Source organism: Sulfitobacter alexandrii (assembly GCF_001886735.1).
Taxonomy (GTDB): domain Bacteria; phylum Pseudomonadota; class Alphaproteobacteria; order Rhodobacterales; family Rhodobacteraceae; genus Sulfitobacter; species Sulfitobacter alexandrii.
The window spans coordinates 2,494,507-2,509,679 of record NZ_CP018076.1; the positions used below are offsets into that span (position 1 = coordinate 2,494,507).

Here is a 15,173-nt window from a genome sequence, read left to right on the forward strand (position 1 = left end):
CTAGTTCTCCGTGATGGGGCGGGTGCCCACGATTTCGATGGCATAGGGGTCGAGGCCCACGTAGCGGGTACCGGGGTTGTCGGTCAGCAGTACCAGCTTGTGCAGCCCGAGTTCGGCCAGGATCTGCGCGCCGAGGCCGGTGCGCTTGACGGTGCGGGGGCCTTCGTCTTCGTCGTCGTCCAATCGCAGGCGCGGATAGGGATCGCGGAACAGGATCACCGCCCCGCGCCCCTCTTCGGCGATGATCTGCATCGCGCGGGGCAGTTCGTCGGCGGGGCTGGGGCCAAGGCCAAGGATATCTTCCAGCGCGTTGATGGCGTGGGTCCGCACCAGCACCGGCTCGGGCGTGGTGATATCCCCCTTGACCAGCGCGACATGGTCCGTCCCGGTGATCTCGTCGGCAAAGATGCGCATCTGCCATGCCCCGCCGTAGGCCGAGGTGACCTCGCGCACGTCCCGTTCCACCAACAGGTTGTCATGCTTGTGCCGGTAGGCGATGAGATCGCTGATCGTGCCGATCTTCAGCCCGTGACGCGCGCCGAACTCGATCATGTCGGGCAGACGCGCCATGGTGCCGTCGTCCTTCATGATCTCGCAGATCACCCCAGATGGATGCAGCCCCGCGAGACGGCTGATGTCCACGGCCGCCTCCGTGTGGCCCGCGCGGACCAGCACGCCGCCGTCCCGGGCCCGGAGCGGAAAGATGTGCCCGGGGGTGGCGATGTCCGCCTGCCCTGCGCGTTCGTCGATGGCCACCGCCACGGTGCGCGCGCGGTCGGCGGCGGAAATCCCCGTGGTCACCCCCTCGCGGGCCTCGATGCTGACGGTAAAGGCGGTCTCGTGCCGCGAGGAATTGTTCACGGCCATCATCGGCAGCCCCAGCGCCGCCACCCGCTCCGCCGTCATCGGCAGGCAGATCAGACCGCGCCCGTGGGTCGCCATGAAGTTGATCGCCGCCGCGTCCGCGTGGACCGCCGGGATCACGAGGTCACCCTCGTTCTCGCGGTCCTCGTGGTCGACCAGGATGAACATGCGGCCCTGACGCGCCTCTTCTATGATCTCCTCGATCGGGGCGATGGCCGAAGAAAGTTCTTCCTCCACGGGTCCCGGTTTTTCGTAGTTCATCGCATGTCCTCACGTGTGGCAGGCCTCCACATAGCCCAGCGGGAAAGGCTTGACCAGACTGCGCTCCGCCCCGCTTCTTTATGCTGCAAATACTCCGGCCCGGCGCCTGCCGCCTCGCGGTGCCGACGGCAATGGCGCGGGACCGCCGCCCTCAGGAAAAGTAGCGCCCGGCCTCGAGGTAGCCCGCCGCCCGTGCCGCCGCGGTCCATTCGCGTTCCATCCCGGTATCGCCGATGATCAGCACCTGGTCGCGCAGCAGCCCCTGCGCGGTGATCACCGCGCCGAGATGGCCGCGCATGTCGGCCCAGCTGTCGGTGAATTTCGGCGCGGGCGACGCGGCGTCCAGCACCGGGTTGGCGGTGGCGACAAGGGAGGATTCCAGCGGAGCGTGAACCAGCGCCAGCTTGCGGGCACCCTCCAGCGCCGCGAGCTTGTCCTCGATCGCGACGGGCATGCGCGGCGCCGCGGCCCGGACGACCCTGAGCGCGTTGGACGAAAACAGCAGCCCCATGATGTCGCGCCCCGTCGCCTTTCGCACGGCGGCGTATGTCGGATAATCCAGCCCCAGCGCGCGGGCGCGGGCCACGTGCATCCGGACCACCATGAGCGGGATTGCCTTGGGCATGGCCGCATCGCGCGCCTTCTGCCACTGAAAAGTGCGCCATTTGTGCCCCCCCTCCAGCGTCGGCCCCTGGTTGTGACCGATCCCCGCCGTCATGACATTTCTCCAAGGCGCGCGACGTAGCGCGCCAGGGTGTCGATCTCGAGGTTCACGCGGTCGCCCACCGCCACGTCCCCCCATGTCGTCGCTTCCTTGGTATGGGGGATGAAGTTGATGCCGAAATCGCAGCCATCGACCGCGTTCACCGTCAGCGACGTCCCGTTCAGGGCGACCGACCCCTTGGGCGCGATGAAACGGGCCAGCGCTTCGGGCGCGCGCAGGGTCACCCGCGTGCTGTCTCCCTCGTCAGACAGGGCGATCACCTCGGCCACGCCATCGACATGGCCCGACACGATATGCCCGCCCAGCTCGTCGCCGACCTTGAGGGCCCGCTCGAGGTTCACGCGCTTGCCGATCTCCCAGGTGCCGAGGTTGGTCTTGTCCACGGTCTCGGCGCTGATCTGCACCTCGTACCAGTCCGGCCCCAAGGCCACGACCGTCAGGCACACCCCGTCACTGGCGATGGAGGCGCCCATGTCGATCCGATCCGTCGCATAGGCCGTCCGGATGCGCGCCCGCAGGTCGCCTTCCTGCTCCAGCGCGACGACGGTTCCGATATCGGTTATGATGCCTGTGAACATGGCCCGCTCCTTGACTGTTGCCGGAACCGGCGTAACGCCGCGCCGACCGGACAGCAAGTGGCGGCTGCGCCACATTTTCGCCCCCATTGCGTGCCATTACCGTTCCGATCTGATCTGCCAGAGGATTCATATGACACCCGCCGCCCCTGAAAAAAGGGTATTCCTGTTCCTGCAGGGGCCGCACGGCCCCTTTTTCAACCGCCTGGGCAAGATGCTGCGGCTGACGGGGGCGGAAGTCTGGCGCGTGGGGTTCAATGCGGGCGACAGGGCGTTCTGGTTTCATCCGCGCAGCTACATCCCCTTTCGCGGCACGGCCGATGACTGGCCCGAGACGTTCTGCGCGCTGGTGGCCGAAAAGCAGGTGACGGACATCGTGCTTTACGGCGACACCCGCCCGATCCACGCGCAGGCGGTGGCCGAGGCGCGCGCACGCGGGCTGACGATTCACGTGTTCGAGGAAGGCTACATGCGCCCCTACTGGGTCACCTACGAACGGGACGGTTCCAACGGAAATTCGCGTCTGATGGACATGAGCATCCCGCAGATGCAGGCGGCGCTGGCCAATTCCGACATGGAGGCGCCCCTGCCGCCGGGCCATTGGGGCGACATGCGGCAGCATATCTTCTACGGCGCCCTCTATCACTGGTTCGTGATGTTCCGAAACGGCGATTACCGGAATTTCCGCCCCCACCGGAGCCTGCCGGTCACCAAGGAGTTCCAGCTCTACCTCAAGCGGCTGGTGCTGATGCCGGCACTGTCGGCGGACCGCCTTGCGGCAACCCTGCGCATTCGGCTGGGCGGCTTTCCCTATCATCTGGCGCTGCTGCAGCTGGAACACGACAGTTCCTTCCAGATGCATTCGCCGTTCGACACCATGGGCGATTTCCTCGAACTGGTGATCGACGGGTTCGCCAAGGGCGCGCCGAAGCATCACCACCTGGTGGTCAAGGCGCATCCGCTGGAAGATGGCCGCGTGCCGGTGCGCCGCGACCTGAAGCGCCTCGCCCGCAAGCTGGGCGTCGCGGACCGTGTCCATTATGTCCGGGGCGGAAAGCTGGCCCAGCTTCTGAACGACGCCCGCAGTGCGGTCACGGTCAACTCCACCGCGGGACAGCAGGTGCTGTGGCGCGGAATTCCGCTCAAGGTCTTCGGGCGGGCCGTCTATGCCAAGCCGGAGTTCGTGTCGGACCAGCCCCTGCCCGAGTTCTTTGCCCGCGCCAGCCGGCCGGACAACAAGGCCTACAAGGATTTCCGGCGCTATCTTCTTGAAACTTCGCAAATTCCCGGCGGCTTCTACGCCGCCCGGGGGCGCCGGCAGCTGCTGCGGCAGGTCGTGGACATGATGCTCGCCGACGAAGACCCCTACCAAGCGCTCGAACTTGGAACCGCGGCCCCAAGGCAACAGTTGCGCGCCGTTACCTGACCTAACCTGCACGCCTGTCTGGATTTTCAAATACACCTGACGTAACCTCGGCCCAAATACGCCGAAAAAACCGGCGAAAATCGAGGCAGATAAAACAGGTCGAGGAGACCGGGCAGTGAAAACCAGAAAATTCCGGTGGGCGCGACCCATCGCGGTGCTTGCGGCGTTGGCCGTGATCTCATCCTGCGGCTTGCCACAGGCAGGTCCGAACAAGCGGCAGATCTTTTCGGGTTCTGTGCAGAAGGAAGGCGACGCCTTTGTCGTTTCCGTGAACGACAGGGTGACACGGGCCACCGGCGTCGTGCCGGCACTCGGGTTCTCCGAGGAATTCAAGAACGCGGCACAACTGGGATCCGACACGATCCGCCCCGGCGACGTGCTGGGCATCACCGTCTACGAGAACGTGGATGATCCGTTGCTGGGCGTCGAGGGCGCCCCCGCCACCCTGCTGGAAGAAGTGCAGGTTGATGGCGCCGGTTTCATCTTCATCCCCTACGCGGGCCGCATCAAGGCCGCGGGCAACACGCCCGACGCGATCCGCCGCATCATCACGAACCGGCTGGGCGAACAGACCCCGGACCCGCAGGTCGAAGTCCGCCGCGCCGCCGGCGACGGATCCACCGTGTCGCTGGTGGGCGGCATCGGGGCGCAGGGCGTCTACCCGATCGAGCGGCCCACGCGCACCCTGTCCACCATGCTGGCCCGCGCGGGCGGCGTGGCGATCGAGCCGGAGATCGCACAGATTACTGTGATACGCGGCGGCATGCGCGGCAAGATCTGGTTCCAGGACCTTTACGAGCATCCCGAACTCGACATCGCCCTGCGCGCGGGCGACCGCATCCTTGTCGAAGCCGACACCCGCGCCTTTACCGCGCTGGGGGCCACCGGCGGACAGGCGCGGGTGCCCTTCGAGACGCAGAACCTGTCGGCGCTGGAAGGCATCGCGCAGGTCGGCGGCCTGAATGCCGGCCTTGCCGACCCCACGGGCGTCTTCGTGTTCCGCAACGAACCCGAGGAAATCGCGGAACAGGTATTGGGCCGCACCGACCTGCAGGGCGTGCAGCGGATGGTCTACGTGCTGGACCTGACGCAGCCCAACGGCATGTTCATGGCCCGCGACTTCGTGATCCGCGACGGCGATACGATCTACGTGACCGAAGCGCCCTTCGCACAGTGGAGCAAGGTGATCTCTGCCATCACCGGTACCGCAGGATCGGTCAGCAGCCTCAGCACGCTGGCCTCAAGCGACTGATCCCGCGCCGTGGGCCTCGGGCCTGAGACATACGACACCCCCGCCGCCGGTCCTGGGAAGGTCCGGCGGCTTTTCGTCTACAACGGCGGTTTCCTGACCCAGCGCCGGGTGCGCCGCATCCTGCGGCTGTCGGGCTATTCGCTGCACCTCGGCCTGCCCCGCGCAGGCGACCACGTCGCGGTCTGGGGAAATTCCCCCACCGCGCACCGGGGCCTCGCCGTGGCGAACAAACATGGTGCGCCGGTCGTCCGGGTAGAAGATGCCCTGCTGCGATCCGTCCACCCGGGACGGACCGGGCAAGAGCCACCGCTGGGGCTGTTGATCGACCACCGGGGCATGCATTTCGACCCCGCCCAGCCCTCCGACCTCGAAGAGATCCTGAGCAGCCATCCACTGGACGACACCAACCTGCTGAACCGCGCGCGCGGCGCCATCGCACGTATGCAGGAGGCACATCTGACGAAATACACGGGCTTCGACCCGGAGGCGGAGGTGCCCGCACCGGGATACGTCTTGGTAATCGACCAGACACGCGGCGATGCCTCCGTCACGGCATCGGGCGCGGACAGGGCGCGCTTTCTCGAGATGCTCGTTTTCGCCCAGGAGGAACATCCCGGCTGCCCGGTCGTGATCAAGTGCCACCCGGAGACGGCGCAGGGGCACCGGGCGGGCCATTTCGGCCCCGAGGACACCAACGCCCGCGTCCGGCTGCTTGATGCGCCGGTAAGCCCGTGGAGGCTCTTCGAAGGGGCGGTCGGGGTCTATACCGTGTCGTCCCAGCTGGGGTTCGAGGCGATCTACGCGGGCCACAAACCGCGCGTCTTCGGCCAGCCCTTCTATGCCGGGTGGGGGCTGACCACCGACGAATTCCCGGTCGCCCGGCGGCAGCGCAGGCTGACACGCGCGCAGTTGTTCGCCGCAGCGATGATCCTCTACCCCAAGTGGTACGACCCCTACCGCGATCGGCTCGCGACCCTCGAAGAGGCGATGGAGACGCTGGCGGCACAGACCAGGGCCTGGCGCGAGGACCACCTCGGCTGGGTCGGATCGAAGATCAGCCTCTGGAAGCGCAAACCGTTGCAGCAATTCTTTGGAAGCACGCTGCCGATGCGGTTCGAGGACGACCCGGCCCGCGCCCGTGCCGCCGCGCCGCGCCGCTGGCTGGTCTGGGCGGGCAAGGCGGAGGTTGGCCACGGGGATGCCTGCCGCATCGAGGACGGTTTCCTGCGGTCGCGCGGGCTGGGCGCGGAACTGGTGCCGCCCCTGTCGCTCGTCTGCGACGATCTCGGCATCTATTATGACCCCGCGCGACCCAGCCGGTTGGAAAAATGGATCGAGAAACGGGCAGAGCTGCGCCCCGACCAGCAGCGCCGTGCCCGAGCCCTGATAGACACCATCCGGGCGGCGGGGTTGAGCAAGTACAACCTTCGAGGCGAAACGGACCTGTCCGACCTGCCGGCAGGGCGGCGTATCCTTGTGCCGGGGCAAGTGGAGGACGACGCGTCGATCCGCACCGGAACAGAGCACGTTCGCACCAACGCGGACCTCTTGCGCGCCGTAAGATCGGCCGAACCCGATGCACTGATCCTCTACAAGCCGCATCCGGACGTCGAGGCTGGTCTGCGCGCGGGCGGCGACGATGCGGCGGCGCTGGCGGATCGCGTGTTGCGGCATGCCGACCCGATCGCGCTGCTGGCGCAGGTTGATGCGGTCTGGACCATGACCTCTTTGCTGGGCTTCGAGGCCCTGTTGCGCGGCGTTTCCGTCACGACCCTCGGCGCGCCGTTCTACGCGGGATGGGGGCTGACACACGACTTGGGCGACATACCGCCCCGCAGGCGCGCGACCCCGACGCTGGAGGGGCTGGTTCACGCCACCCTTATCGACTACCCGCGCTACGTCGATCCCGTGACCCGCCTGCCCTGCCCGGTCGAGGTTGTGGCGGAACGGCTTGCCTCCGGCCGGCTGCCCCGTGCGGGGATCGGCAACCGCGCCTTATCCAAGTTGCAGGGGGTTTTCGCCAGCCAGAGCCATCTCTGGCGCCGGCGGTGAGCCGAAGCCTCAGGCGCGGTCCCAGATGTGCAGCGCGTCCGCGCCGACGCGGCGGGTCTCCACCAAGCTGAAACGCGGCGCCTCGGCCAGCCGCGACAGGCCCATCGCCCCGATACCGGGCAGCCCCTCGGCCCCGATGATGATACCGGCACTGAAGCCCACGAGGCGGTCCACCAGGTCCGCTTCGATCAGCGAGGCCGCCAGCGCGCTGCCGCCTTCGCAGAAGACACGGGTCAGCCCGTGGTCGCCCAGCCGCCGCAGCACATCGACAGGGTCCAGTTGCCCGCCCCGCGCCGCGCAGGGCAAGAGGGTGGCGCCCAGATCCCGCCAGGTCCGCTCGAGGGTCGGGTCGGCGTCATGCCCGTGGCAGAGGATCAGCGGCACCTCCGCCGCCGTTCGGGCGAGCCGGCTCATCAGCGGCAGGTCCAGCCGACGCGACACGACGACACGCGCCGGTTGCCAGCCGATGCCGAGGTCGCGCACCGTCAGGCTCGGATCGTCCTTGCGGGCCGTGCCGCCGCCCACCATCACCGCATCGTGACGCGCGCGCATGGCGTGGGTGGCGCGCCGCGCCTCGGGCCCGGTGATCCACCGGCTTTCGCCCGTGCCAGTCGCGATGCGCCCGTCAAAGGTCTGCGCCAGTTTCAGCGTCACCAGCGGACGGCCATGCTCCACCCGGCTGAAGAAGCCCGCATGGTCGCGACCGGCCTCATCGGCCAGAACGCCCTGAACGACCTCGATACCGGCGTCCCGCAGCATCGCCGCACCCCGGCCATCGACACGGTCGTCGCGATCCTGCGCCGCGATGACGACCCGCGCCACACCCGCATCGATCAGGGCCTGCGCGCAGGGCGGGGTCTGCCCGTGGTGGGCGCAGGGTTCGAGGGTGACATAGACATCCGCCCCCCGCGCCGCCGCCCCGGCCTGGCGCAGCGCCTCGGTCTCGGCATGGGGTCTGCCGCCGGGTTGGGTCCAGCCGCGCCCGACGATCCGGCCGGCCGCGACGATCACGCAGCCCACCGCGGGGTTGGGCCAGACACGACCCTGCCCGCGCCGCCCCAGCGACAGGGCTTGGGCCATGTAACGCGGATCGGTGTCAGCCGGGCGGGTCACTCTTCCTTGGGCAGATCGGGGCGCAGTTCCGCGACAAACTTGTCGAAATCGTCCGGCGCCTGGAAATTCTTGTAGACGCTCGCAAAGCGCACGTAGGCCACGGTGTCAATCCGGTTCAGCGCCTCCATCACGATCTCGCCGATCTGCTTGGACGGAATGTCGGTTTCACCCATGCTTTCCAGACGACGCACGATGCCGCTGATCATCTGGTCGATGCGTTCGGGCTCGATGGGACGTTTCTGCATGGAGATCCGGATCGACCGTTCGAGCTTGTCACGGTCGAAGTCCTCGCGCTTGCCGTTCGTCTTGATGACGACAAGGTCACGCAACTGCACGCGTTCGTAGGTCGTGAACCGCCCGCCGCAGGCCGGGCAGAAGCGCCTGCGCCGGATGGATACGTGATCCTCCGCCGGGCGGCTGTCCTTGACCTGGGTATCTATATTTCCGCAAAACGGGCAGCGCATCGGCCATCCCCCTTTTCTACCTGCCTCACTGGTGGGGCTATCCGCCCTCTTGGCGAAACTTATAGGGGCAACGCGAGGTCTTGGGTAGAGGCGAATTGCCTCGCAAGATGTTGTGTCCAAAGCTGTGACCTGAACCCAACGCTTCACCCGTGCGTTGGCCCCCTTTCAGACAGAAAGGACAATCGGATGACACAAACCCTTTTCATCACCGGCGCCTCCAGCGGGATCGGGGCAGCCACCGCCAAGGCAGCCGCGAAGGCGGGCTGGAACGTGGCCCTTTTCGCGCGCAGCGAGGACAAGCTGCAGACGCTGGCGGACGAGATCGGCGACGCCGCGCTGGCCCTGCCCGGGGATGCCACCGACTACGACGCCCAGAAGGAAGCGATGGACAAGGCGGCCAACAAGTTCGGCCAGATCGACGCTGTCTTTGCCAATGCCGGGCGCGGAACATCGCAGGCCGGCACCGAGAACGGGAACCCGGAGGACTGGAAGGGCATGGTGGACCTGAACGTCATGGGTGCACTTTACACCGCGCACGCGGCGATGCCGCACCTGCGCAAGACGACCGGCCAATACGTGGTGACCGGATCGGCAGCGGGGCGCAAGCACATCCAAGGGTCCATCTACGGCGCGACCAAGTGGTTCATTCACGGTTTCGCCGGAAACCTGGCTGAGGAAATGGCCGAGTGGGGCGGACGGTGCATGGTGGTCTCTCCCGGCATGGTGAACACCGCGTTCTTCGACGAGGCCAAGCCGGACAAACTGGCCCCCGAGGACGTGGCGGACGCCGTCATGCACGCGCTGCAATCTCCCCAGCGTGCCAGTGTGCGCGAAATCCACCTCATGCCGACCGGCTGACTCGTCAGTCCGGCCTGAAATGCGCCGCCACCGTCCGCCGGTGGGGCGCATCCCGATGTTCGAAGACGTATATGCCCTGCCACGTTCCCAGTTGCAGCCGCCCGCTCGTTACCGGAACGGAAAGGCTGACCGGCAACATGGCAGCCTTGATGTGCGCGGGCATGTCGTCCGGCCCTTCCATCCGGTGACGCAGGTACGACATCGACGGATCATCCGCGGCAGGCACCAGCCGCTGGTAAAAGGCGAGAAGGTCGGTCTGGACGTCCGGGTCCGCATTTTCCTGTATCAGCAACGAGGCAGAGGTATGCCGGATAAGCAGGGTCAGCAGCCCGTCCGGCTGACCTTCGATCCAGTCGGCGACCGGCCGCGTGATCTCGTAAAGCCCCTGACCCTGTGTCGGGACGGGGAACTGCGTCTGCATCCTGGAATCCTTGCCGCGTGATTGCGGCCTATTTCGTCGACCGCGTGAACGTGTCCCGACAATAGCGCCGCGCCTGATAGGATTTCAACGTCGCCCCGGCGCGGTCCACCGTCAGGGTGACCCGGTTCGGATCCGCGGCGGGAAGACCCTCGGCGCTGGTGGAAAAGACGACGCTGTCCCGCCCCGCGACGGTCTGACTGGGGCCGCGGGGCGATTTGACAAAGATCGGGGTGGTCTGAGGCTGGCCGGTGCGCCGCTCCACGTAGGTCGCCGCGCCGCACCAGAATTCGGCAGCGCCGAAGTTCACACCCTGCACGACTTCGAATTCCGTCGGACCAAGGCGATTGATGACGATGGTGTCTTCCTCCGCCGCCGTCGAGGCCATGGACGACCCTGCCCCGACTGTCAGCGCCGCCAGCAGGACCCAGAATGGCCCGCGCCGGTCAGTACCGGCCATGACGGAACAAGATACGGTCGAGTTCGATTTCGTAATCCCTGCAAAACTGGTTGGCGTGGTAGATCGGCAGCCCTTCTCCCGGTGTCTCCACGCTCACGGAGACGGAGCGGGACGGCTGCACCGACAGGCTGCTTGCATCGGTCGTGAAAACAACGCCGACCCGCCCTGCCCCGGTCTGCGACCGCCCGCGCGGGGATTTCACGTAGAATCGGGTGGTGCGCGGCACACCCAACCGGTTGATGGCGTAGTCGGCAGCGGCGCACCACATGCCGCGTGCCCCTTCGCCGTGGTCCTCGATCACCTCGAAGGACGTGGGGCTCAGGCCATAGACCTTCAGGTGGTTGATCGCTTCGTAGGATTGCGATGCCGCGACGCTGGGGATGCCAGCGGCCAGGACGACCGCCGACAGGGCGGCAAAACTCGATGATCGCATGTCGCGTCCTTTCCTTGGGGTTCGAGGAAAGATTTAAGCTGGACGACGCCCAAGTCCAATCACAGCCCCGTCACCGTCGGCACATGGAAAAGCCCGGTGGATGGGATCCACCGGGCTTGATGCCTTAGCGGCGTCGGTAACGCTGTCTATTGGTCGAGGAAGGACCGCAGCTTGCGGGACCGGCTGGGATGCTTGAGCTTGCGCAGCGCCTTGGCCTCGATCTGGCGGATCCGTTCGCGGGTGACCGAGAACTGCTGGCCGACCTCCTCGAGGGTGTGGTCGGTGTTCATGCCGATGCCGAAGCGCATGCGGAGCACGCGCTCCTCGCGCGGTGTGAGCGATGCCAGCACCCGCGTCGTGGTTTCCTTGAGGTTCTCCTGAATGGCGGAATCCAGCGGCAGGACCGCGTTCTTGTCCTCGATGAAATCGCCGAGCTGGCTGTCTTCCTCGTCCCCGATGGGCGTCTCGAGCGAGATCGGCTCCTTGGCGATCTTCATCACCTTGCGGACCTTCTCGAGCGGCATCTGCAGCTTTTCCGCCAGTTCTTCCGGCGTCGGCTCGCGGCCGATTTCGTGCAGCATCTGACGGCCGGTACGGACCAGCTTGTTGATCGTCTCGATCATGTGGACCGGGATGCGGATCGTGCGGGCCTGATCGGCGATGGACCGGGTGATCGCCTGCCGGATCCACCATGTCGCGTAGGTCGAGAACTTGTAGCCGCGGCGGTACTCGAACTTGTCCACGGCCTTCATCAGGCCGATGTTGCCTTCCTGGATCAGGTCGAGGAACTGCAGGCCGCGGTTCGTGTACTTCTTGGCGATGGAGATCACGAGACGCAGGTTCGCCTCGACCATTTCCTTCTTGGCCTGACGGGCCTCTTTCTCGCCCTTCTGGACCTGGCTGACGATGCGGCGGAATTCGCTGATATCCAGCCCGACATACTGGCCGACCTGCGCCATGTCGGCCCGAAGCTCTTCGACCTTGTCGGCGGAGCGGTCGATGAACATCTGCCATCCCCGGCCCGATTTTTCGGCCATCCGCTCCATCCAGTTCGGGTCGAGCTCGTATCCACGGTAGGCGTCCACGAACTCCTTGCGGTTGATGCGCGCCTGATCGGCCAGTTTTACCATGGCGCTGTCGATCTGCATGATCCGGCGGTTGATCCCGTAAAGCTGGTCGATCAGCGCTTCGATGCGGTTGTTGTGCAGGTGCAGATCGTTGACGAGAAGCACGATCTCGGAGCGCAGCTTCTGATAGGTCTCTTCCTGAGCGTGGCTGAACGAACCGTCCTCGTTCAGCGTGGCCGAGATCCGGCTGTCCTGCATCTCGCTCAGCTTGGCGTAGTCGGCGGCGATGATGTCGAGCGATTCGAGAACCTGCGGCTTCAGCGCAGCTTCCATCGCGGCGAGGCTCATGTTGGCCTGTTCATCCTCGTCCTCGTCATCGTCCGAGGTGATCGGGTTGCCGTCGGCGTCCAGTTCCTGCTTGTCGTCATCGGATTTCGTTTCGGCCTGGTTGCCTGAGCTGACGACCGGCGCGGTATCGTCTTCGTCCCCAAGCTGATTGCCGAAGGTCGCCTCGAGGTCGATCACGTCGCGCAGCAGGATGTCCTCGGACAGAAGTTCGTCGCGCCAGATGGTGATCGCTTGAAAGGTCAGCGGGCTTTCGCAAAGACCCGCGATCATGGTGTTCCGGCCCGCTTCGATCCGTTTGGCGATGGCAATCTCGCCCTCGCGCGACAGCAGTTCCACGCTGCCCATCTCGCGCAGGTACATGCGGACGGGATCGTCGGTGCGGTCCAGCTTCTCGGCGGTGCCGGAAGAAAGCGCGACTTCCTTGTTGCTGTCCGTGGTGGCCAGCTCGGTGGACCCCTTCGCGTCCTCCTCTTCGGCCTCCTCGTCCTCGATGATGTTGATGCCCATCTCGGACAGCATCGACATCACGTCCTCGATCTGCTCGGACGACACCTGGTCGGGCGGCAGGACCGTGTTCAGCTGGTCGTAGGTGATGTAACCCTTTTCGCGCGCCTCCGAGATCATCTTCTTCACGGCGGCCTGGCTCATGTCCAGCGAATGACCGCTGTCGGCATCGTCCGCTTTGGTGTCTTCGTTGGTGTCCTTAGCGGCCATAGAAAGTCCTCCAGCGCGTTGGCGCGAATCAGCGTGGGTGATTCGACTGGCACGAATCATGCGGGGTTTGCGGCGATTCTTAAACCCGTGGTCCTGCTTTTTCCTCAAGGGCCCGCCAAAAAGACACGGCTCAGTTTCGGCCCTTGGGTTTCTCATACGTAATGTTCTGCAGCAGCGCGTCCAACGCGCTGCGCTCGTCGCGGGAGATGCGCGCGCCATTGTCGCTCACCTCGTACTCCGCCTTGTCTTCCTGACCGGATCTCCGGGCTTGGTCGGCGCTGCGCACAGCCTCGCTCAGGCGCCATGTCAGACCTTCGTCCGCCGCCCCTGCCATGTCTTCCTCGGCTTCGGCGATCTCCTCGCTCAGTCCCCTTGCCGCCGCCAGCTTGGCCAGTTCCTCGGCCACTGTCATGGTGGCCATTTCGATGTCGCCCGGATTGCGGATGCACGGAGTGATGGCGACATGGCGCTGCGAGGTCAGGTTTTCAAGAGCGTCCGGTCCCAGTGCGGCGGAAATCTTTTCGCGCAACACCCCGGCGCCCTCATGCGCGTGACGCAGGATCAGATCGCGCATCACCGCGTGGTTGCGGTCGCGACAGGGCATCCCTTCCAGCCCGCTTTCGAATTCCGCCGCGATTTCCGGACAACCGGTGATGGCCGCCAAGATCACCGCCTCCCGCAGGTGGTCCGTCACGGCCTGATCACCGCCCACCAGAACCGATGCCTTGGTGCTTGGAAGAGGCGCCATCGGCGCCTGCTGCCACTTGCCACCGGGGCGGAAGGCCGGTCGCGCACCGCCCCGCGGGGCGGGCTGGGGCCGGCGGAAGAGCTGCCAGCGAAGGTCCTTGATTTCCTGCCCGTAATGGCTGCGGATCGACGGGTCCTTGATCTGCATGATCTTCTCGCGCAGCGCCTTGTCCAGTGCCGCCTTGCGCTCCGGACTGTCGAACACCCGGCCTTCCGTCTCGCGCTGCCAGAGCAGGCGCACCATCGGCACCGCCTCGTCGATCAGCTTCTGGAACGCACCCGGCCCGGAGGCTTTCAGCAGATCGTCGGGGTCCTGCCCCTCCGGCATCATGGCAAAGCGCAGCGACCGCCCGGCCTCCAGCAGCGGCAGCGCCAGATCGATCAGGCGCAGCGCCGCGCGTTGGCCGGCGCTGTCCCCGTCGAGCGTGATGATCGGCTCGGGGTCGATGCGCCATAGCATCTGCAACTGGTTTTCGGTGATCGCGGTGCCCAGCGGCGCGACCGCCGCCTCGAATCCTGCCCGGTGCAAGGCAATGACGTCCATGTAGCCCTCGGCCACCAGCAAGGGCTGCCCCTTGCCTGCGGCCACCCGCGCCTCGCGCACGTTATAGAGGCTGCGGCCCTTGTCGAAGAGGGCGGTTTCGGGCGAGTTGAGGTACTTGGCATTGTCGTTCGGGTCCATCGCCCGCCCGCCGAAGGCGATCGCGCGGCCCTGCGCGTCGCGGATCGGGAACATGATGCGGCCGCGAAAGGTATCGTAGGGTTTGCCGCCCTTCGACGATGGCTTGGCCAGACCGGCATCGAGGATCATCTGGTCCGACACGCCCTTGCCCTTCAGCGCGTCCCAAAGCCCCTGCCACGCATCCGGGGCAAAGCCGATTTCCCAGTGATCGCGGCTCTTTTCGTCCAGCCCGCGACGGTCGAGATACGCACGCGCCTCTGCCGCGGCCCCCGTCTGCAGCTGAAGCCGGAACCAGCGCACGGCCAGTTCCATCACCTCGGCAAGATCGTTGCGCTTGTCCGCCTTCTCGGCCGCCTTCGGGTCGCGGGCGGGCATCGTCATCCCCGCTTCCCCGGCGAGGATTTCGACCGCTTCCATGAAGCCGACGTTCTCCGTCTCCCGGACAAACGAGATCGCGTCGCCCTTGGCGTGACAGCCGAAGCAGTAGTAGAACCCCTTGCGGTCATCCACGTGAAAGCTGGCGGATTTTTCCTGATGGAAGGGGCAAGGCGCCCACATGTCGCCCTTGCCCTGGTTCGACTTGCGCTGATCCCACGTGACCTTCCGGCCGACGACCTGTGACAGGCTCGCTCGGCTGCGCAATTCGTCCAGGAATCCGGGTGGCAGGCTCATACCCCATCCTAATCTCACCGCGCGGGATGGTCCAGCGGGAGCC

The 15,173-nt window shown here is 66.1% G+C and carries 14 protein-coding genes; 4 read left to right on the forward strand and 10 right to left on the reverse strand.

The features are described 5' to 3' along the window. The 3 genes from ribB to BOO69_RS12275 all read right to left on the reverse strand — a co-directional run bounded on the left by ribB (position 1) and on the right by BOO69_RS12275 (position 2,427). Positions 1-1,125, reverse strand: coding sequence for a 3,4-dihydroxy-2-butanone-4-phosphate synthase (gene ribB / locus BOO69_RS12265; protein WP_071972424.1), 1,125 nt, complete (start codon positions 1,123-1,125; stop codon positions 1-3). Between the two features lie 151 nt (positions 1,126-1,276). Continuing rightward, complete coding sequence (locus BOO69_RS12270; RefSeq protein ID WP_071972425.1) at positions 1,277-1,843, reverse strand: hypothetical protein; 567 nt, start codon at positions 1,841-1,843, stop codon at positions 1,277-1,279. Next, positions 1,840-2,427: a riboflavin synthase gene (locus BOO69_RS12275; RefSeq protein ID WP_071972426.1), complete on the reverse strand. Its 588-nt coding sequence runs from the start codon at positions 2,425-2,427 to the stop codon at positions 1,840-1,842. The genes BOO69_RS12270 and BOO69_RS12275 overlap by 4 nt, the downstream gene beginning before the upstream one ends. A 130-nt stretch (positions 2,428-2,557) precedes the next feature. Between BOO69_RS12275 and BOO69_RS12280 the strand changes: the two genes are divergently transcribed. The 3 genes from BOO69_RS12280 (at position 2,558) to BOO69_RS12290 (ending at position 7,154) form a co-directional block, all read left to right on the forward strand. Continuing rightward, positions 2,558-3,850, forward strand: a complete 1,293-nt coding sequence (locus tag BOO69_RS12280; RefSeq protein WP_071972427.1) for a capsule biosynthesis protein — start codon at positions 2,558-2,560, stop codon at positions 3,848-3,850. A gap of 115 nt (positions 3,851-3,965) precedes the next feature. Next, positions 3,966-5,102, forward strand: a complete 1,137-nt coding sequence (locus BOO69_RS12285; protein ID WP_172839533.1) for a polysaccharide biosynthesis/export family protein — start codon at positions 3,966-3,968, stop codon at positions 5,100-5,102. A gap of 9 nt (positions 5,103-5,111) precedes the next feature. After that, a complete protein-coding gene (locus tag BOO69_RS12290) occupies positions 5,112-7,154 on the forward strand; it encodes a capsular polysaccharide biosynthesis protein (protein ID WP_071972428.1) in 2,043 nt (680 codons plus the stop codon). 9 nt (positions 7,155-7,163) lie between these two features. Here the strand turns inward: BOO69_RS12290 and ribD are convergent, their stop codons facing one another. Next, positions 7,164-8,267, reverse strand: a complete 1,104-nt coding sequence (gene ribD, locus BOO69_RS12295; RefSeq protein WP_335743922.1) for a bifunctional diaminohydroxyphosphoribosylaminopyrimidine deaminase/5-amino-6-(5-phosphoribosylamino)uracil reductase RibD — start codon at positions 8,265-8,267, stop codon at positions 7,164-7,166. Continuing rightward, positions 8,264-8,731: a transcriptional regulator NrdR gene (gene nrdR / locus BOO69_RS12300; protein ID WP_071972429.1), complete on the reverse strand. Its 468-nt coding sequence runs from the start codon at positions 8,729-8,731 to the stop codon at positions 8,264-8,266. Before nrdR ends, ribD begins: the two co-directional genes overlap by 4 nt. Positions 8,732-8,917: 186 nt before the next feature. On the opposite strand from nrdR, the gene BOO69_RS12305 reads away from it, so the two are divergent. Further along, positions 8,918-9,589, forward strand: coding sequence for an SDR family oxidoreductase (locus BOO69_RS12305; RefSeq protein ID WP_071972430.1), 672 nt, complete (start codon positions 8,918-8,920; stop codon positions 9,587-9,589). A gap of 4 nt (positions 9,590-9,593) precedes the next feature. Here the strand turns inward: BOO69_RS12305 and BOO69_RS12310 are convergent, their stop codons facing one another. The 5 genes from BOO69_RS12310 to dnaG all read right to left on the reverse strand — a co-directional run bounded on the left by BOO69_RS12310 (position 9,594) and on the right by dnaG (position 15,130). After that, complete coding sequence (locus BOO69_RS12310; protein ID WP_071972431.1) at positions 9,594-10,010, reverse strand: secondary thiamine-phosphate synthase enzyme YjbQ; 417 nt, start codon at positions 10,008-10,010, stop codon at positions 9,594-9,596. A 28-nt stretch (positions 10,011-10,038) separates the two neighbouring features. Further along, positions 10,039-10,467 (reverse strand): hypothetical protein, encoded by a 429-nt coding sequence (locus BOO69_RS12315; protein ID WP_156874919.1) that lies wholly within the window; start codon positions 10,465-10,467, stop codon positions 10,039-10,041. Next, positions 10,454-10,900 carry a hypothetical protein gene (locus BOO69_RS12320; RefSeq protein ID WP_071972433.1) on the reverse strand — a complete coding sequence of 149 codons (447 nt, stop codon included), beginning with the start codon at positions 10,898-10,900 and terminating at the stop codon, positions 10,454-10,456. The genes BOO69_RS12315 and BOO69_RS12320 overlap by 14 nt, the downstream gene beginning before the upstream one ends. Positions 10,901-11,046: 146 nt before the next feature. Further along, a complete protein-coding gene (gene rpoD / locus BOO69_RS12325; RefSeq protein ID WP_071972434.1) occupies positions 11,047-13,029 on the reverse strand; it encodes an RNA polymerase sigma factor RpoD in 1,983 nt (660 codons plus the stop codon). 130 nt (positions 13,030-13,159) lie between these two features. Beyond that, positions 13,160-15,130 carry a DNA primase gene (dnaG, locus tag BOO69_RS12330; RefSeq protein WP_071972435.1) on the reverse strand — a complete coding sequence of 657 codons (1,971 nt, stop codon included), beginning with the start codon at positions 15,128-15,130 and terminating at the stop codon, positions 13,160-13,162. Positions 15,131-15,173 lie beyond the last annotated feature (43 nt).